12 protein-coding genes are annotated in these 19,245 nt (G+C 51.6%); 3 read left to right on the plus strand and 9 right to left on the minus strand.

Annotation, left to right across the window (positions count from 1 at the left end):
• Positions 1-243: 243 nt before the first annotated feature.
• From FHK92_RS02850 to FHK92_RS02870, 5 genes are all read right to left on the minus strand, one after another.
• Positions 244-1,137, minus strand: a complete 894-nt coding sequence (locus FHK92_RS02850) for a hypothetical protein (RefSeq protein ID WP_181286727.1) — start codon at positions 1,135-1,137, stop codon at positions 244-246.
• Positions 1,134-2,672, minus strand: a complete 1,539-nt coding sequence (locus FHK92_RS02855) for an AAA family ATPase (protein WP_181286728.1) — start codon at positions 2,670-2,672, stop codon at positions 1,134-1,136. The genes FHK92_RS02850 and FHK92_RS02855 overlap by 4 nt, the downstream gene beginning before the upstream one ends.
• A gap of 84 nt (positions 2,673-2,756) precedes the next feature.
• The gene (locus FHK92_RS02860; RefSeq protein ID WP_181286767.1) at positions 2,757-3,086 is read right to left on the minus strand and encodes a hypothetical protein; all 330 of its coding nucleotides are present in this window, start codon (positions 3,084-3,086) and stop codon (positions 2,757-2,759) included.
• 102 nt (positions 3,087-3,188) lie between these two features.
• On the minus strand, positions 3,189-5,330 hold the full coding sequence (locus FHK92_RS02865; protein ID WP_181286729.1) for a DEAD/DEAH box helicase: 2,142 nt from the start codon (positions 5,328-5,330) through the stop codon (positions 3,189-3,191).
• A 101-nt stretch (positions 5,331-5,431) separates the two neighbouring features.
• Complete coding sequence (locus tag FHK92_RS02870; RefSeq protein ID WP_181286730.1) at positions 5,432-7,060, minus strand: HamA C-terminal domain-containing protein; 1,629 nt, start codon at positions 7,058-7,060, stop codon at positions 5,432-5,434.
• 430 nt (positions 7,061-7,490) lie between these two features.
• On the opposite strand from FHK92_RS02870, the gene FHK92_RS02875 reads away from it, so the two are divergent.
• The 3 genes from FHK92_RS02875 to FHK92_RS02885 all read left to right on the plus strand — a co-directional run bounded on the left by FHK92_RS02875 (position 7,491) and on the right by FHK92_RS02885 (position 13,564).
• Positions 7,491-10,007 (plus strand): UvrD-helicase domain-containing protein, encoded by a 2,517-nt coding sequence (locus FHK92_RS02875; protein ID WP_181286731.1) that lies wholly within the window; start codon positions 7,491-7,493, stop codon positions 10,005-10,007.
• 316 nt (positions 10,008-10,323) lie between these two features.
• Positions 10,324-10,692 (plus strand): type II toxin-antitoxin system CcdA family antitoxin, encoded by a 369-nt coding sequence (locus FHK92_RS02880; protein WP_181286732.1) that lies wholly within the window; start codon positions 10,324-10,326, stop codon positions 10,690-10,692.
• A 244-nt stretch (positions 10,693-10,936) separates the two neighbouring features.
• A complete protein-coding gene (locus tag FHK92_RS02885; RefSeq protein ID WP_181286733.1) occupies positions 10,937-13,564 on the plus strand; it encodes an AAA family ATPase in 2,628 nt (875 codons plus the stop codon).
• A 50-nt stretch (positions 13,565-13,614) separates the two neighbouring features.
• Here FHK92_RS02885 and FHK92_RS02890 read toward each other — a convergent pair whose 3' ends face one another.
• From FHK92_RS02890 to FHK92_RS02905, 4 genes are all read right to left on the minus strand, one after another.
• Positions 13,615-15,174, minus strand: a complete 1,560-nt coding sequence (locus FHK92_RS02890) for an RNA-directed DNA polymerase (RefSeq protein ID WP_181286734.1) — start codon at positions 15,172-15,174, stop codon at positions 13,615-13,617.
• Positions 15,175-15,473: 299 nt separating this feature from the next.
• Complete coding sequence (locus tag FHK92_RS02895) at positions 15,474-17,465, minus strand: DUF3732 domain-containing protein (protein ID WP_181286735.1); 1,992 nt, start codon at positions 17,463-17,465, stop codon at positions 15,474-15,476.
• A complete protein-coding gene (locus FHK92_RS02900; protein WP_181286736.1) occupies positions 17,449-17,955 on the minus strand; it encodes a three component ABC system middle component in 507 nt (168 codons plus the stop codon). The genes FHK92_RS02895 and FHK92_RS02900 overlap by 17 nt, the downstream gene beginning before the upstream one ends.
• Positions 17,952-19,157 carry an ABC-three component system protein gene (locus FHK92_RS02905; RefSeq protein WP_181286737.1) on the minus strand — a complete coding sequence of 402 codons (1,206 nt, stop codon included), beginning with the start codon at positions 19,155-19,157 and terminating at the stop codon, positions 17,952-17,954. The genes FHK92_RS02900 and FHK92_RS02905 overlap by 4 nt, the downstream gene beginning before the upstream one ends.
• Between the last annotated feature and the right edge of the window lie 88 nt (positions 19,158-19,245).

A 19,245-nucleotide genomic window follows, 5' to 3' on the forward strand; every position in this document is an offset into this window, starting at 1 on the left:
TTCGGCATTGGGCTCCAGGAGCTCGGAAGCACCGAAACGGAAAATCTCATATCCCACCAGCCTCAGAGCCCTGTCCACGCCTACCGCTGCAGTAGGTGGTGACGGGGCGAGTTATGGCAGCTGGTTGCATTCCCGAGCGACCTTCGTTCTGCTGCTCTCGGTGATCGAACGCCGAGCTCCGGCTTGACGATATCGGGGATGTCGTAAAGCTTGAACTTTAAAAATATCAAAGCATTTATAGAGTCAGAATGAATCATAGATATCAGCAAACATTTTTCCGAGTAGATATTTGTTGTAGTTGGTGCGATCAAATCTCAATAGTTCGGATTCATTAAACGAAAGGCCAAGTTGCGTGTTTATCTTGGCTTCTTCAAGATTTCTTTTCGCGATGAAGAAGTCAATGGCTTCCATCAACAGTATGTCATACCGTTCATTCACTATGAACGTCTTGAGAGAATTCTGAGATTTTTCACACTCGTCCGGGGCGCATGCAATGATTTTTACTTTATCGCTGTCGCCAGTGATAGCATCAGAAAGACCAGCAGGGTTTCCTGAGTTGGAGAGTTGGAATTTAATTTGTTCGTCATCAAATAGCGGGTTCAGGTGCGGGCTCTTGAAAAAGTCTTTCTTTCCTTTTAGGCTGGAGTTGCAACTTGAGCAGCTTGGAACGAGATTGTATAGGGTTAACGCAAGGTGCGGATATTGATCCTTATAAAAGAAGTGATCCAGCGTAGGTCGGAATGAGCCTCCCTTAGTTTTTATGGTGAACGCATAGGCATGGTTGCAATATGGACAGATTCTTGTCTTGGATTTTTTGCATAATGCATAAGCATTCCATTGCCCATATTTGCTGATAAATTTGTCGTAATTAAATATTTGCTCAAGCTCTTCCATGAAGAGAGTTTTACGATCACCTAATTCTTTAGAGTAAGATTCTAGAATTTCAATGCTTTTCAGCAAGTCTGAAAGCTTGGAGGAAACTACGAGCTCTCTTGTGCTATATACAAAATAAAATGCCGGTTTTTTGGGCCCGCACTCATTGAATTGAGAATCAATAAAGTCCTGAATGATCTTGTTGTGATATTTGGCGTGGTCATCTTCTGCTGCTTTCCAGTTATCACGTATAGCAGCTATCAATTTCCACCTCCATGACGATTTGTTATATTGAGCACCTCGGCCTTAATGATGGGGTTGTCGATGCTTTCAATCACGAATCTATCAATTTCACTTACATGCCCTGATTTTATGGATTCGACTGCGGACTTTATCTTTGCAGATGCGAATTCTCCAATGGTTTTGGCGCCGAAGGAATGAGTAAGCAACGTGTGTAAAGGAGCCGCAAATGCGCTGGGTGCATCACTCTCACCAAGACATTCCATTCGGCAAACGAATTGCTTAGGAATATCAGTTGCAAGCAAGGGTGAGTGTGTGGCAATGATCAACTGAAGAGACACAATTCCTTCTCGTTTTTTTAAGCTTGATAACATTCGATTTAGTTGCTCTATGTACTTGCGCTGCCATTCTAGATGCAAGAACGCATCCCCTTCGTCAATCAAGAGTAGAATTTTCTTCAGTCCTTTTTTTGAATATGATGCTACTGTCTCAGAAATGAGTGCAAGTTGCGCAATAACAGCAAATTGTCCGGAGCTCATATTTTGGAAGCCAACATCGAAAAAACGATCAAGATTTGATGGTTTTAAAATGGATGAGTCTTCAAATGGCTCTAGGGCGATTTCCGAATACGCTAAACTGCCAAGTTTGATTTCTGCAGAGCGTTGTTTCATGAAAAATTCAAGGGATTCTATGTCGCCTAGACACTCTGCTGTCCTTGGGGGCTGATCACCCAAGAACCACCGGTCACGTAATCCCATGGCATCAAAAATTATGAAGCGTATGACTTTTTCATTTTTTCGGATGTTTTTAATTAGATGGTTGATTACAGCAAGTAGGGCAAATAGTTTATGTTCGGTTGTGGCTTGCGAAGCAAGTCGGCGATAAAGCTTGCCTGCGGAATCGTCAATAACCTTTTTTTTAGATTTTTCTTGTTCTAGTTGGTGTTGCTCTTGGGCTTCCATTGACTCAATTGAGGTGATGGATTCTAATGTCATGAGCGATTTGATTGGACGACTCTCGTCTAGAAGGTTAAATAGCTCGGGAAATATATCCATAAACGAAGTGGGAATGTCCTCTTTATTCGGGTAAGGTCGCACCAGCAGAACGTCCACAAGGGATTTGCATACTTCCCTTACATTTATTCTGCTTACAGCATATATCTTAGGGGAAATATTGAATTCTGCGAGAATGTCTGCGTGAGGGCGTAAATCAAATGCTGAAAGTGATTCGCCCCATTTTGGCGATATATCCACGAAGTTTCTAGTTGCATGAGGGCGGCGACCTGATTGTATTGGTGCGTAATAAATTACTCCCCACTTGCTGCGCATTTCTGCAAACGACAAGCTTTTTCCGTTATCGAGATAGATGTCGCAGCAATAAGGGTCTCTTCTGGATGAGGGAAGAAATTGTCTAATTATTTTTCTGAATATGGATGTTTTGCCAGAACCGTTATTTCCGATAATTAGCGATATTGAATCGACGTCAAAGATATTTGGTGTGCCTTCAGGTGCAAGGTTTAGGCTAATTACTCTTTCATCTACTTCGATCTTGCTTATCATGTCCACGAGCTCATATTTTATAGAAGACTGTTGAGGAGCGGCGCTCGTAATTTATACTTTTCAATTTCGGATCGTTGATAGTAATTACGTTGCCACAGCCCTAACGGCCTTCTTTATGGAAAACTCCTGCTCGCTACCATCATCGAACTTCACGACAAAGCCTTGCGTAGTGCCACCGTGGGGGCCAACCCCACGCGCTATAGTGCGCGCGTAAAAGGCAATAGGATGTCCTGGTGTTAGCCAGTTGGTCGCTTGGCAATATCGGACGTACAGGTCTTCGAGCAGATCGAATTCAGAGGAGCCTTGAATATCTCCACCGCTAACGAGATTTTTGTCACGCATTGCATAAAAAAAGCGCTCCGCCTCCGTCTGGGATGAAAAACGTTGACCTTTGATGACCACTTGGTTTGGCATTGTCGTTCCGCTTCTAGGGTTATTCGGCAAACTCGTCAAACGCTGGAAGACCAAACTCTCCGCGAGCATTACTACACCGCGCACGTCCATTGACTTCCATCATTACATTTCAGCGACCGCCCATTGCATCAGGCCTTTTTCAAAGGCGGTGAGCTGAAGGCTCTCCACCCGAGGGGCAAGCGATCGTAGTTTTGCCAGCAAATCGTTCAGGTGCTCTGATGGCAAAATCAGGTGCTTGATCTTGGTTGAGATCTGAGTGGGAATTCCGTACTCGTCCAGTGCGGTGAGTAGGGGGTCAAGGAACATGTTTTCCAGTTGCTCAGCGAAGAAGCTGAAGTCTCCAAGCTCGTATCCGTGTTGCTCCAGCACGTCGAGCTGAATTTTGTGAATCGCCATGATGTCCTGAGGTAATCTGAAGCACACCATGTTCCTGATGAATTTCAAGCGCAGGTTAATGGATTCACTCGCCGAGACATTCTCCCACCGATTTTCTACCGCTTCGCTCAGATAGTCCGGCAAGTTTTTCTGATTACGAAGTTCATTGATGTGCCAAGCCAACTGAGAACTGGACGAGATCAGGTAATCCATCAGGTTCTTACCTTCCAAGATGTAGACCAGCTCACATAAGTAATTCAGTTGGTTCGGCTCAGGAATGCCTTTCCAGCCTAACAACTCATGGCTGTCAGGAAGGTCAGTGATGATCGTTTTCGCGACCTCGACCTGACGCTCGATAGGGATGTGGCGGTTTTCGATCAAGGTGGCCGGGGACAGCACCGGGTTGGCATACGCTTCCTGGAGACGGCCTCTCGACATGTCCGTGAGATATTCGTTTTCCAGTTGCATTAATAGGCCGATAGGTGAGGTTTCATCCTGGTGGCCGATCGGGTACTCGACTGTCAGTCCCTGCTCAATAGGCGGGGCTTCGAGCATAAACACTTTGCCGATGAAGTATTTGTTCATGCGGCCAGCGCGCCCGGAAATGTTCTTGTAGGTAAAGTAGTCGAACGTCGACGTTTTGAGGCGGCGGTCGTAAATGATGACGTTCTCAGCCGAGGTATTGACGCCCTCGATCATCGTCGATGTGCAGATGATTCGCTTGATGACGCCTTCGTTGAACAGCTTGACGATGTATTGCTGCAGCGCGCGAGGCACCCCGCCATGGTGTATTCCGATACCTAGGGCGATCGCCTTGGCAACGTTCCATTCTGGGTGGTAATGCTTGGAGATCCATGCAGCGATTTCCTGCGTCTCTGGCACCGGGGTCAACCCGGCATCCTGGATCAGATACTCTGCAACCCTGTTTGCGCTTGCCGGCGCCTGACAGTAGATCAGGGTAGGGGACTCTAGCGTCCTGACCAGTTCCAGGAGTTTCTGTGTTCGCTCCTCTGAGCGCATGCCCAGATTGAAATTCTGGATATCGACCGCGACGGTGCTGTAGTCGGACGGGATGAAATGGTACTCGTAACCGTCCAACCCGGAGATCTTCTGAATGTGCGGCCCGAGCATGTAGAACTGCGCTCCGGTCTTTGCGAGCTTGTGGAATGCCAAGCTCAGATCGACGGCGCGTGTGCTCTTATCCTTATCGCCCCCCAAATCGATTTTGTAAAATTCATCCAGCACGAAGAACTCCACATCATCCAGATCAGGACGCTGAATAACGCGCTCCTGCGTCAGGAGGTAGACGTTGGTGACGTCGAGCACGGCTTCCTGGCTGGGGTGTGTGATCAGGTTGAAGTCTCTGAAGCGTTTGACCAAGCGGCGCCGGGTTTCGTCAATCAGCGCGATGGTAGGAACGATCACCACTACCTTCTTGAACCGGCGCTGGGCAAGTACCGCGTCGATAACCAAGCTTTTACCGACGCTGGTGGAGGCGCTCAAGACGACGTTTCGGCCCTGCATGATCAAGCTGAAAACGTGGGCCTGAAGGTGATGAAACACCATGCCTGGTTCCACACCCTCAACCCTGTGAGCCTCGTAAGCCAAGCGGTCAGACAGGGCCATGTTGCTCAGATGTGGCGTGATGTAAGGAAAGAGCCCAACGGCTCGCACCATGTTGAGCAAGAGCGATTGTTCGACTACGTCAAAAAGCGCGAACTTGTCGAGCGCGCGGATCACCAGGTCGCGTCCTTCCCACTCAGCGTTGCTTCTGTTGACGATGGCGTTGACGGCAAGCAGCACATCGACTGTCGAAGCGCCTTCTTCACTGAGGTTCGCCAGGCTGTTCTTGATCGTTTCGTAGTTCATTACCGCATCGTTCCTTGAGTTCACCGAAGCCGGCTTAACCAGCTCGGCATGACTTCACCCTGTAGTGTTTTCAGCCGTGCAGATCGAACACAGGCCTCAGCTTATGCCTGCAGGTCTCCAAGTGTTTTGCACCGGGTATTGAATTCATTGATCAGCTTCTCGATGCTTTCCATCGGCACGAGGAAGACCATGACCTTCACTTGCTTGATGTTCTGTGGCAGCTGTTTGGTGAAGGTGCTGAAGTGGGCCTCGATCTCCTTTCTAAGATGGTTCACGTAATCAGCGAGCCAACCTGACGAGAGTGCGTGACTGTCGTAGGTCAACAGGATGGGAAAGCAGAGGACATTCATCATGTCATCGACTGGCGAGTTTTTGTGCAGTGCCTGATTGAAGGCGTCCGCTTTCGGTTGATGGTGGAGGGGCTCGCGCAGGTTGATAATGATTTCGCGTTCCGACGACAACACCGTCTCCGATATGGTGGCGTCTAGGACGCCGCAGATCTGTGCCAGGGTCGCGTCCATGGCACCTGCCTGAATCAGGCGCGCGAGCCCGAGCCATAACTGATCGTCCTGGCCAGGTATCTGCACGATGTGAGCGTTGCCAAACTCGGAAAGCTTGCCTGAGGATTTGTAGAAGACCTTGCACGCGACAGGCTCGCTGTTTTGGCGGCTACGCAGGATGGCGTGGAGGATCAGTTCGGCGATCAGCCTATCGCGAGGCAGTTCGCTGTCGGTGAACGCATTGATGGATCGTGCCAAGATGGCTTCGGCATTGTGCGCGAGGATGTTCACGATCTCGCTCGCCTTGAGGGAAAATTCCGGGAGCCATTCGACGAGATGTTTAGCAAAACCATCATGCCGCCACGCCTTCAGCGCATAGCGTACGTCAAAGCCGGAAAATGAGTGCAGCAGACCTTCTTCGGTGCTTGCATGAAACTCGACAAGGAAGGGATCTGGACGCTTTTTATAGGGTTTGGCTGTAGCCGTTGACTTGTCATCAGCCGACTCTAATAGCTGCTTCAGGTGGGCCAGGGCCGGTTCCCGCAGAATGATCTTCGTCGATGCTCCAGTTTTCACGTTGGCCGTGGCAGCCTTGTCAGCCATCTCCAAGAAATCATCGTAAATTGCCTGCATCTGGGTATTGTTGGGACGGTTCCCGAAATCCTCAGCAAGCTTGGAAAGGGCCTTGATGTTGACCGCTTCCAGTGCTTCCATATCACCGTAGACCTGCCAGACGGAGTTCTCTGCCCAATAGGCGAAATTCCGATTTTGTGGGGAGATGAATGTCTTGAATTTCCGCAGCAGAACTTTGCCTCGGGCTGTGGTGGTGTCAGGCAGAACCCTCTTGTCCAGCTCCGTTTTGAAACCGTCGAGAATCTTAGCGACGTCGCGCTTGGTCACGATTCGGAAGCGAGCAAGGCCTGGGCGCACATCGCACTTCAGCGATTTGTGAAGCAAGGACGAGTTTGCTTTGGTGCCATCCAGCTCGGTCACCTCGTCCATATTCCATTTGTGGTCACCCTCAGTCGTCTTGACCTGAATGTACTCGTTGACGAGCTGACCCCCGCACTGGAATACGACCACGATATCGTCGGCGGTTTCGCACTCTACTTGGATATAGTTGCTATCACGCAGCATCTTGAAAATGAAGCTGACGGCCACGTGGTCTTGATACTTGAAGCCCTGCCTTGCCGCAGGCCCACCTTTGTTGGATGGGCTATTTATACGCATCATGACGTCCCTGTATCGCTAGACATGCTGATAACCGAAGCAAGCACACCAACTTAGGCAGGTCGTGCCATGGACAGCAAGCTCGTGAATCCCGTTACGCTACCAATAATAGCCACTGGCTGCTATCCGCAATATGAATATAATTCGATGATCGAAATTCGTGTTGGCGGAAAAAATAGGCTCGCCATGGATGCTTCGAACGACGTTTTGAGTGGCTTTTTCGTTCGCGTGGGCTACCGACACCTCCAGTTTGCTGTGGTCGATGACAAGTCAAAACGACAATCCCGATCTCGGGCGGGAGAGGCGAGGGTCATCAGCTTCTGCGTTTGGTTGTAGGAATTTTCCACCTCGGTGGTAGGCTCTCTTGTTTCGGATCCTCCAGCAGCCCCGCCATTGGGGCCTGGCTTGATGAGCAGGAGCTTTTTTCGCAGTGAAATCAAACAGCAAATCCATACCCGCGCCCACCTTTGCGCCGGATGATGCGGATCCGCATGTATCCAAGGGCTTGATATTCAAAATCGTCGACTGGTTCTTAGACAAGGTGGGTGTTGAACAAGCCTCGTCCTGGCGTGCTGGGCGCTCCCAGGGTCGAAAGGAAGGCTTTAAAAAAGGGTACGCTGACGGGCATGAACAAGGGCTTGAGGATGGCAAGCTGATCGTTGAGTTGCGTCCTGGGCCAAGCCAGGAACCGGGTGGGCCGAAGACGCATCCGCCGACGCTTTTCAAGAACTGGTCATTTGAAATTACCGACGAACTTGAACAAGAAATCAGGAATGACTTTGCCCAGCTGTTAGAACATCAGCCGTCAAAAGATCAGTGGAAAATGATCCTCTCCAAGACCCCGACGACTTCAGTTGTCGCGGGGGCGGGGAGTGGGAAATCAACCACGATGGTGCTGAGGCTCTTGGTGCTTCATCACTATCTTGGGATACGCTTCGAGAGTCTTACGGTGATCACTTTCACCCGAGAATCGAAACTGGACTTCGCGCACAAGGTGCGCGAAGTCTTCAAGCTTTGGCAATATGACATTACCAAAGAAGAGTCGCTGGATATCGTCAGGACGTTTCACTCGCGCATCCTGTCCTTTACTCGAAGCCTTCCTGGCCTCGAAAGGGCACAGGCTTTTGAGTTTCTAGATCTCAAGAGCGAGGATGATGAGAAGGCCGGCTCCATGTTTCAGGTCAAGCTCAAGCCCGAGCAGTTGACGCTCATGAACAAATGCTACCAGTCGTTGTATGAAGGTGATCCGGTTTTCAAGGACTTAATCGCTAAGCTTGCGCGGCGCGCCATCATGCTGGAGTCCATGGAAGCAGACAGCCCTGATGCCAAAGCTCGCAAAGACAAGGTCACAGAGATGGAGGGCATCGATGACGCCCTTTGCGGAAAACTCGAAGAGCTTTGGCGTGCCGCAGGCAAGTGGCCTATTCCAGGCGTGCAGCCGAGTCGAATGCCCGTTACGTTGCTCGGAAAGACCTTCCACTCTAATGGCTTCATTCCTCAAATTGGCGCCTACGTGATTCTCGGTGTGGATGGGGACGAACCGAAGAGCCTGAAGTTAGATCCTGATCGATGGCCATATCTCACCTTGGACGTGGCTGACAAGCGCATTCTGTTCCAGGCGTTCTGCTCGAAACCCGTCATCTTTTTGAACGCCTATACCGACGCTAGTGCGTCGGTGGACGCCATGATCAACCTTGCCAATTCCTGCCCAAAGTTCCGGTACAAAGTCACTGGGGAGATCTCTGCGCGATACATCTTGGAGGCATTCTATTCTGCTGCGTCTTTCATCGAAAACCTTGGCCTCGATGTAATCCACGCGATCAAGCAGATGGATCTACCGGACGACGATCCTGACGTCGATTTCTTTAACGCGTTGGCAATCTTTTGGAGTGCTTTAGACACGCAATTGGAGTCGATGAATCCGCCTGTGTTGACCTTCAACAAGATGTTCGCAATGTTTGGCGAGCGTGGAGCTGCCAACTTGAGGGCGATACCCAGCGGCGTATTACAACCCATGACGACCCTACTGATTGACGAATTTCAAGACGTCGGGGCAAACACGATTTCCTGGGTAAGAGCTACTTTCGCTGAAATCGAGCGCAGAAACCTACCCGTGCTTACCGATGGGCCCGGCTGCTACGCGTCTCTGATGGCCGTCGGAGACGACTGGCAAAGCATATATGGTTGGCGCGGCAGCTCTCCGCAGTTCTTTGTGGAATTCAACAAGTACTTCCCTGCGCCGGCTACCACTCGCGTATTCATGCAAGAAAACCACCGCTCCCATCAGTGGGTGATTGATGCAGCGGAAGCCATCGTCAAGCGTACTGGGGGCTTTGATAACAAAAATGGTAAAGCGGCAAACCCTCGGGTGACAGGCAACAGGGTGCCAGTGCAGATGCGTGATCTGGATTTCACGCATCTGCGGGAGAAAGCCACGTTCCATTATGAATCTGGCCAGAAGATTTTGGTGCTATACCGAATCGGTCGAACCAAAGCTGCAGTGGAGAAATACCTGAGTGGGCTGATCCGCCAAGCGGAGGAAGAAGGGCGCGAAGCGGATTTGAAGCTGTTGACTTACCATGCCTCCAAAGGTCTGCAAGCGGACGCAGTTTTTCTGCTGGGAGATTGCGAAATGACCACCACCTCACCTTCCAAGAACGACGTCTTCCGTCAAGCTCAGATGGGGGGTAGCGATCCGTGCGGGTACGATACGTCGCAACGTCAGGAAGCTCTTCGCACGGCCTACGTCGCCATTACTCGCGCCGTCACCTATTGCTATTGGTATGTTGATCGTAAGGAAGGCAAAACCCGAGCATTTGAGAAGGCGAGTCGGCACGTTGATCCGCTGTTGGACTGCTGGGACGTAGTGCCCTCTGCCGCTGCCCAGCAGAGGGCGCCTTGGAAGGCGAAAGCTGGTCGTCGCGCGGGCTCCCGACGCTTCGTGTAGCGGCGTCGAACTGACGTATGTAAGCATCAGCCCGCTTGAGCTTGTAGGACGGTTTGATCAGCGATCTGAGTTTGATTTTCCTGGTCAGGATCGTTGGTCAGACTGCGACTCGTGTGATTGACTGTGTCGACAAGCTGTTGCTGCAACGCGACGTCGCAACTGAGAGGTTCTCGTGCAAGATGAAGCGCGAGAGCTGGTCGCAGCGGGGCTCTGAGCGCCAAGGGAGCATCGCCTCCCTGGCCACATGCTGACAATGGCTGAGACCGTTTCGAAGACTGATGTATAGTCTTAAATCAAGGTGATTCAGGAGGTAAGCATGCCCGCAGTTTACGACCCTAGAGCCACCAAGAAGTCCGTCAGCCTAAGCATCGATGCTGATCTGCTTGCCAGGGCGGCGGAATTGAATGTGAACCTCGGCGATACCTTGGAGCAAGCACTACTGGAAGCTATCGCTCAGGCCGAGCACCTCGGTGCAGAAAATCGACAGACCGAACCAACTGGATCAGTGGAAGGCATTGATGCCGTGCTGTTGGCTGCTGCAGTTGGTTTATTTGGCAACGAGACGCAGGCAATAAAGTGGCTGAATACACCTGTTCGCGCCCTAGGTCACAAATGTCCAGTTGATGCTGACACCCAAGAAGCATTGGAAGTGATCGAGCGCCTTGCGCACGGCTTTTGCGCCTAGCTGCCATTCCCTTGCCTCGGCAGTACGCGGCGGAGCGTTTCACAGCTCCTCCCCCCTCGACATTTCTGCGAGAGCAGTTCGGTGCTTAAAGCGGCAACTAGAAAGACTTGGTGATGGTCGATTAACAGAGACACTCTTCCAGCGTATCTGATGGCGTCATGCCGCTATCCAAAACTGCGACTACGCTCAATGCCGAGCTACCCAAAGAGGTGATGCCGCCAGTTGGTTAACACATGGAGCGTCTATGTCGAGTTTACACGCGGAATATCAGCGTTTTTTGGTCTATCTGGCTGCGCAACAAGTTGATGCGGATGTGCGACGCTTGGCTAATCTAGTCATGGCCAATCTGCAAACTTTGTCCGAGGTTGGCACTCATCGGCGAGGACGCTCTATCAGGTTGGCTCCGATCGCACTCCAGCAATTACCTTGTGCACCTATAGAATTGCCTGAAGCTGCCCAATTCGCTCAGGCGCCCCGTAGTCATTTGAGATTGAATCGGCTGGAGGTCGGCCCGTTTCGCGGGTTTATGCAGCCTGAGGTCTTCGATCTCAGCCATGACATCACCCTGGTCTACGGGCCGAACGGGACGGGGAAAAGCAGCTTTTTCGAAGCGCTAGAATTGGCGATGGTGGGTTTGATCAGTGAAGCTGATGCGAAGCGTTTTGACCATCGTGCCTATTGCAATAACGCACGCTTGCGCCGACACGTGCTGCCACGGCTACTGGGTTCTCTGAACGGAGGGCCAGAAGCTGAGGTACTCGCGAATGAAGAAAGCTTTCGGTTCTGCTTCGTCGAGAAAAACCGGCTCGACGACTTCGGCAGGATAGCTGCCAGGACTCCAGGCGACCAGCGGCAATTGATCGCTACCTTGTTCGGCGTTGATCAATTCAGCGAGTTCGTCCGAGGCTTCAATGCCTCGCTTGACGAAAGCCTGAATGTCTCTGGCGTCAAAGCTTTTCAGCTGGAGGCGAGGCGTAACCAAGTCGCCGCATCGCAGCAGAATGTGGACAGCTACCCACAGCGGCTTGTTGGGCTTGCTAATGAAGAAGAGGCCTTAGCCACAAGAATCCATGCGGGCAGTCCTTACCAAGCATGTGTTGATTGGATTCTGGGTACACCGGGAACTCAGGGATTATTGGCGTATTTGCAAGGAGTCCTGGAATCACCGTTGCCGGTGATTCATGGATGTACCGCTGCAGGCCTGGAGGAGAAACGCGCGCAGGTTTACAACCTGTACGCGGCAAGCCAGGTAGCACAGCAGGCACTCAGTGCTCGGGCCGCTGACGTTTCCTATTCAAACCTCTACGACGCTGTTCTGAAGTTGGCGCAGGGTGCAACAACGTGCCCTGCTTGTGGTACGCAGCTGGATCGCGTTGGGTACGACCCATTTCAACGCGCGCGGATAGGCCTAGCGCAACTCGCTGAACTCAAAGCGCTACAGCTACAGTCCGAGGAGACTAAGAATAACTGCGACGAGGCCCTGCGTTCGCTCTTGGCTGAGATGCAACGTGTGACTGTAGTCGCCGCGCAGGTCTGTCCCGATGAACTGCAGGCAGCTCATCTACCGCTTCTACCGCTTGCTTCAGCGGGCCAATGGCTTCAGCCTTGGATGGATTACAACGAGAGAGCGTGGCAAGGTCTGGTGCAGCTAGCAGGTCGCATTGAACAGGCAGATGCGGCTAGTCGTCAGACCATCGAGGAAAGAAAAGGGATTGCCGAGCAACGCACGAGGGTTGATGGGTTCAGACTCGAAATCGAGCGCTGCAAGCTTCTACGGTCACAAGCGTTGGATGCATTCACGCAAGCGCAGGCAATAATTGCTCAATTCGAAATTGATAACCAGCAACTCATCGAAGAGGTGCGTATTGAAGCACAGACGGTAGAGCATCATAGGCGGGTGAAGGCTGCCTACGACGCCTATCTCCCCCAGCTGCAGGCGTACCTCGCTGCATTGCCTGCCCAATTGCTGCAAGGATTAGGTGATAGTGCCCGAGATCTCTACAACCTGTTTAACCGGGAGGATCCTCTGCCTGCACAGATCTATGCACTCAGGTTGCCCCTGGCTGAAAACGGAAGAATCGAGATCGAGTTCATAGGCCAACCAGGTGAAGTCTTCGATGCACTAATGATCTTGAGCGAGGGGCATATCCGGTGCCTCGGCCTAGCTATTCTACTCGCAAAGAATCTTGCCGAAAATTGTCCGATTGTGATCTTTGACGACGTCGTCAACGCGATCGATGACGAGCATCGAGATGGCATCTGGCGTACCTTCTTTGAAAGCGGCCTGCTTGATGCCAAGCAAGTGGTTCTGACCTCTCACGCTGAGGAGTTCCTGCATCGGATCCAGCAGGAGCTTGGTGCGAAGCGGGCTGCTCAAATTCGCAAGTATTCGTTTCTTCCACACCACGGAGAGCACCATTTACGTATCGACACTGACCCTCCCACGAAAAACTACGTTTTGTTAGCGCAGGCTTCATTGCAGGCAGAGCAAAAACGCGATGCATTGCGCCACTCCAGGGCGGCAATTGAGAGTCTGACAGATCGGGCGTGGACGTGGTTTGGCCGGAGGCACGGTGGGGTTTTAGAGTTGAAACTTGGAGGCCCTCGGGCCAAGTTCGAACTCAACAATAAGTGCGTCAAGCTTCGAGGCGGACTCGCCAGGCTTCAAAACCCTCCTCAGGGCGTTGACCAGATCCTTGCTGGGCTCGATGCGTTGGTCGGGATAAACGGGGCTTCTATAGAATGGGGCTGCCTGAATAGCGGTACTCATGACGGGCAGCAAGACCATGAGTTTGACCGAGCCGCTGTGAGTGCAATCGTGGCTGCAGCCATGTCGATGGATCGGGGGCTTGAAGCGTTGCGAAACGGTTGAGGCGATAGGGGAGATCTTTCAGAGGCCATCCTCTTTCAAATGTGGGAAATTCAGTGAGGAGCAGGCTTCGGATCCGGAGCTCCATTGCTCACCCAGTTGAGTACCCAGTTGTCAATCTGTGACAACGCGACGGTTCGTCTGATGGTGTGGAGACTTACCTTACGCTCGTCGGTGGACAATCCGCTCAGAGAGTAAATGTAGGCTCTTCGATCCCATGACGCAGAGCTCGACACTTTGTGCTTCGCTGCTTTCGACCAAGACAGATTTTTTTTGCCGAGCTCCGCAATAGTGATCGTTGGTACGTCACAGCTTTGGAGGTAGGTTCGAAGGGTAATGTCGAGCTTTTCAACATGACGTGCAAGGTACCAACCTATCCAGACCTTGGCTCCCTGGCTGGCGAGGTCACCTTTATCGCAGGCTTCCGATAGTTCATCGCACACTTCATCATGATCGAAAGAAAATAATGAATCGAAGTAAAGCGCGACGTCGTTTATCACCGGCAGATAAAATGGCAAATCCTTGCAGAGCAGAGAAACAATCGTACTATCATGAGCGTGCTTTGCACGGCGAATAATTGCGCGGATTACTCCCAGGTCAAGTACTCCTGAATCGCGTGCTCGACTGAGCGCTTCCGCCAAGCGGTCGCCGAGTGGAGTCGGGTCGTCTTCCTCATCGTCGTCGAACCCTCCATCTTCGAATTGACCGTCATCATCGTCGGAGGCGAATTCGCCATATTGATTGCCGGCCTCAATGCTGCGCATGAGATCAAGTTTTTCGAGTTGATAGGCGTTCTTCAGCTCTTCATGAATGAAGGTCTGGGATTCGTGAATCTTTGTCTTTTCCGAAACGAGGCCCAGGCGATGCTGTTGGTGCAGGTAAACGACTAGCTCCTCCAGCACTGCTTTGAGCTTATCTTCACTTTTAGCAAAAATACGGAAGTCGTCGACATACCGAACATGTTCCAAACCGTGCTGGTAAATAAATTGGTCAACATCAATGAGTGCAGCTTCCGCCAGGATGATGGAGGCCGCTGGCCCGATGGGCAGTCCTTGCGATGCCTTATGATTGAGCCTCATCAGGAAGCTTTCGATTTCTTGAGCTAGATCCGGCTCGGCTCCAATGTCCTCCAGAGCGTTACGGACGCGATGGAGGTAGATTTGGTTGTAGAAATCGCTGATGTCAGTTGCCAGGACGTAGTCGTATTCCTCTGCGAGACGTTCGCAATTTTTTCGGTAGATATCGAATCCTGAGCCGCGCGAGAAGAAGCTATTTGAGCTGACCTCAATGCGGTAAGCGCACGATACGTGAGGCCCCATTCTAGCAGCCTCCACTTTGCCTGCGATCAGAAAAGCCAAAGCGGTGTAGATGATTGCGTCTACTGGATCGAGCTGATGCACTACCCGATACCCACCGCGTGCTTTATGCCAAGCAACCACTTTTGGTTGAGTGCTCAAAACATCTTTTAACGGGGTATTTAGCAGGTAGGCTTTGACCTCTTCCCAGCAATGCCACAGGGCAGAAAATTCGAACGGCTTTGGGAAGAAGTCCGTATCGTAATAAGCGCTGATGTGGCGCCGAGCGAACTCAAGAGCGTCTTCCGTGAGATGCATGGGTTACCTGGCTGATCGGTCATTATCGAGAAGAGAGGAACATTTTTACTCAAGCTGTGGAATATGGAAATATCTTCCCATTTCTGTAGCCCCCGAGTGCGCGGGACTGTCTTTTTTGAATCTCTCCTACCAGCATAGGAGTTACTCGACTCATTTGTGGCGCAAAACAAGATGCTGTGTAGCGCTTCCCTGTTGAACAGCCCCCACCTTCCTACGGCTGCGGCCAATACGCGGAGGAACAAGGTTCAGGTGTTCGGCCAGCTGTGCCCCGAAAGTACAACTGGCCAAGGGAGTCTGCGTTAATCAATGTGTGAATGAATCCATTGAGCTGGGATGAGCCCATCGTCTTTGCCTTCCCAAGCAGCGACGGGCACGGTGTCAGCCACATTCCCCCAGATGTCGGGGCCTGCGTGCTCCAATACGATAATCTGGATAAAGTGACCTGCTCGTTTCAGTCCCTCAGCCAATACTTCAAAGATTCGGCGGGTGGCAATAACGTCCGCTGGCCTAGCTTGATTGACAGCTTTGAAACCAGCATCTAGTGCATTCACGCCGCCGGTGCTGCTTGGAAAGTAGACTTGGCTAGGCTGGTCGATCACGATGAAACTGAACGGTGGGAGCTTGCGATTTTCCTCTTTTGACAGGTATTCATGGATGCCTAGAAACGCCGCGATGTGGTATCCCATCCAGTTAGCGCCGCTGCCGATTTCCCACAAATAGTCTCGCTGTCCGTGCGACTCGAAGCGAAGCGTGAGCTCTTTTCTATCAAGATAAATTTGAGCGCCAGGGGTGCCGTTCAAGGCAAACTGGTCAGCGTAGTCCTCAAACATTGGTGCCAGTTGCGCGTCTACCTTTCGTTCCTGCTCAGCCATGTCAGTCAACGATATTTGATAGTTGTAATGCCTAATTAGGCTCTCAAGCTCGTTCAGACGTTGCACCAGACTACCGTCGGCAACAGAACCATCTAGTTGCTTGAGAAGCCGGCTGATTTCGCCTGCAACGTAATAAATTTGACCAATGGCATTGCGGGTACGTGCATCTTCCTGGATCAAACGAATCTGCTCACGCTTGAGACGAGACAGTTCACGCTCTTCCTTGGTGCGCTGACGTTTTAGAGTAGCCAGTTGCCTGTCGACGACGGGATTGTCCTTAAGCGCGTCCGAAATCCGAGTAACCTTGTTGACCCTTTCTTCCAAGTTCTCAATCACCAAGGGCAGGGCATTTGTGAACGAGCCACAGGCCACGCAATGTCCACCGTCAGAGACACTTTGTTTCAGCCAATCGAGACCGATGACATGAGACTTCTCAGTGTCTATCGCGGCGACGAATTGTTTGCTGTTACGTGCCAGATGATCGAAGCCGTCAATCTGGGCGTCAAAGTCATCTAGGATACGTTGCTGTTTTCCTACCTCTTCGATGGCCATCTTCAGCTTTTCAGAGATATGCAGTCGTTGCGGTTCCAGAAGTGTTTGCTCAAGCCGTCCCTCATGGGTGGCGATCACGACGCTTTTTAGCAACTCAACTTTCTGAGCGCCTCGGACGCTAGTGCGTTCCAGTAAGCCTAGTTGAATGCAGCGATCAAACAATTGGTCGACATCAGTATGGAGGCTTGCCTTGGCCGCTTCATGTACCGCCATCTGCTTACGCAGTCGATCCTGTTCGCGCTGCGCCTCGTCCCGACGGCGCTCATTCATAATGTAGTTCGCATCCACCATGCCAAGTGCATACGGCATCGCCCTCGTTAGGCGTTCCTTGTGAGCAAAAGAGTCTGTTTTGAAGAACAGCGTGTTGGGGTTGGCCACGATGTGCTGTGGCAAGAAGTTAAAGGCAGCCATGTCCCGGTACGAACTACGGCGATCAAAACTCGCTGGCTCATCCTCGTCGGAGTGGGGCAGGTCACTTACACGTACCATGCCGTCAAACGCGGCTTTGTACTGAATCAATGAGTGGGTTCGGGAAATGGAATCGGGAATACCGTCATCATCCGCCTCAATCATGCAAAGATCGTTCGAGCCTTGCGAGTTTCCAGGAGTGCGTCGCGCTACGATGTAAGTCGTATCGAGAAGACGAATTTTCATCCCGAACCACTCAACAGTGTCACGGATGATGCCGATAGGGATCTGACATTTGGTCGCGCCCAATACATAGTCAATGATGTGAATAATCGACGATTTGCCGGTGCCGCTCAGTCCGTAAATGATGTTGATCTTCCCCTCTTGAAAGGGAATGACCCGAGGCTCCAAGCCAGGGCATCTAGCCCAGAGGATGACAGCGTCAATCGTGAATTTCATGGGGTATCCCAAACAAGAGTTTGTACAGATTTTCTGTAGTGTCAGTGGCAAACCACTTCGCCAATCTTTCAGCGGTTTGAAGCATGGAGGCAGGGATGGTGTTCTTAATGCCTCGTGGCCATCGGTCGACCACGACTTGAAAGCTCACCTCACTCCCTCTCGCCCCAACTTTTCCAATTAGACGAGAAGACATGGCGAGATTGAGACCCTGAAGTGTTGTACCCGCATGAGCGGATACCCTGCGCTGCAGATCAATTTTCAACAAAGGTGTCTCGCGTAGCACAGCTGCAATTGTGGAGCGGCTGGTTCGCCTGCTTAAGGCTTCACGCGAGCTCTGGCTCCATACCAGAGGAAGTACTAACATCAGTTTTGGCAAGTCTGGGGTTTGCCCTAGGCCTGCTTCTTGGTATTCGCCGATAAAATGCGTCAAGAGGAAGCAAGCCAGTGACGAGTTATGTATCAGTTGACGATCCAGGTACGCATCACTCATGACTCGTCCTCTGAGGATGGAGCATCACGGTGCCAATAGATGGGCGAATGCGTACCATCTCCATTGGCCATTCGGTGATAGGTACCGCTGAAGAGGTATTGCGCCGAAGAGTTCACCCGTCCAACCTTCATTGAAAAGGTGTCTGGAAACAGCGTGCTGACCATCACAGCGTTGTAATCGGCGATGTCGAATTGATCCGCCGCCTTCAAGTTTGTTAGCCGGTGGCGGCTGTTGATCGATCCCCAGCGATCACCCAGCGCCCGCTCAGCTGAATCGAAGTCGTTGAGCAAAACTCGACCTGAATCTAGTAGGCGAATACGTTCGGAATAGGCGGCACAGAAAAAGCTGAACTGCTGCATCAGCAGGTCTTTTGGCATATTGATTTTGTTGAGCTGCTCCACGAAAAGCATGTCCGTGGGATTGATATTCTCCGCCCACTGTGCGAACTCGGTTCTCTCGAAAGGCAGAGGTTCCCATGGGCCGTGCATGAACGCATCAACGAGCGTTTGTCGTTTGTTGAAGTAAGGCTGTGAGGTCGTCCAGAAGGGCTTGCGCGCTACCCAGCTCTCCTGGCAACTATCAAACAAAAAGCCGACAAGGCCGTAGTAAATGTCCTGAGCATTCGCGATTGCATCCTCTGGAAGATGAAGAGAGGCGATTACGCGCTGTTTCATCTGGGCGTTGAGTTGGCCATCCTCGATGTGCATCCGCTCGATCAAAAATGCCAAGTCGGCGTCCGAGTACGAGAGGACATCCTGAGCGATTACGCCAGGCTTGCCTTTCATGCCGCTAGCATGGGTTCGAAGTGCAACGACTGCGTCTGCAACTTCCTGCTCTGAGGCGGCATCAGAAAGTCGCATGGCAAGCGTTCCCTTCTTCACCAGCCGATTGGTGACGAGGAGAAATTGCAGCTCCTGATACTCTTTCCGAGCAGCCGCTAGCCCGTTCAGCCAGATGCGGAGTGTCTTCCACAGGTTCTTACTGCTGTCCTGTAGGGGGTTTTTGCTAGGTTGTACGGAGAGTTTTGCTTGTTCTGAAACGCGCCGAGAACCTGTCGCCGTCTGGCTGATTTCTTCCACATCATCAGCCGTTTCAATCCCAAACCTAGTCTGCGTGTTGGGTGCTGTGAAAATACGGTACAACGCGCGTTCGTACTGGTATCCGTACCCCGCTGCACTGGGGCTAGCGTCTGGATCTTTCATCCTTCCATCTCTCAGTCCACCCTTATAACGGCGGGCCCATGCCCCCCAATCCTTGATCCATGGCGTAATGGAAACAGAAATGTACCGG

The sequence above is a fragment of the Pseudomonas brassicacearum subsp. neoaurantiaca genome (assembly GCF_013608025.1).
Lineage (GTDB): Bacteria > Pseudomonadota > Gammaproteobacteria > Pseudomonadales > Pseudomonadaceae > Aquipseudomonas.

Bases quoted from the DNA above. Each gene is read 5' to 3' on its own strand.
- FHK92_RS02855 (WP_181286728.1), bottom strand. From the start codon at position 2,672: ATGATAAGCAAGATCGAAGTAGATGAAAGAGTAATTAGCCTAAACCTT.
- FHK92_RS02860 (WP_181286767.1), bottom strand. From the start codon at position 3,086: ATGCCAAACCAAGTGGTCATCAAAGGTCAACGTTTTTCATCCCAGACG.
- FHK92_RS02865 (WP_181286729.1), bottom strand. From the start codon at position 5,330: ATGAACTACGAAACGATCAAGAACAGCCTGGCGAACCTCAGTGAAGAA.
- FHK92_RS02870 (WP_181286730.1), bottom strand. From the start codon at position 7,060: ATGCGTATAAATAGCCCATCCAACAAAGGTGGGCCTGCGGCAAGGCAG.
- FHK92_RS02880 (WP_181286732.1), top strand. From the start codon at position 10,324: ATGCCCGCAGTTTACGACCCTAGAGCCACCAAGAAGTCCGTCAGCCTA.
- FHK92_RS02885 (WP_181286733.1), top strand. From the start codon at position 10,937: ATGTCGAGTTTACACGCGGAATATCAGCGTTTTTTGGTCTATCTGGCT.
- FHK92_RS02890 (WP_181286734.1), bottom strand. From the start codon at position 15,174: ATGCATCTCACGGAAGACGCTCTTGAGTTCGCTCGGCGCCACATCAGC.
- FHK92_RS02895 (WP_181286735.1), bottom strand. From the start codon at position 17,465: ATGAAATTCACGATTGACGCTGTCATCCTCTGGGCTAGATGCCCTGGC.
- FHK92_RS02900 (WP_181286736.1), bottom strand. From the start codon at position 17,955: ATGAGTGATGCGTACCTGGATCGTCAACTGATACATAACTCGTCACTG.
- FHK92_RS02905 (WP_181286737.1), bottom strand. From the start codon at position 19,157: ATGAAAGATCCAGACGCTAGCCCCAGTGCAGCGGGGTACGGATACCAG.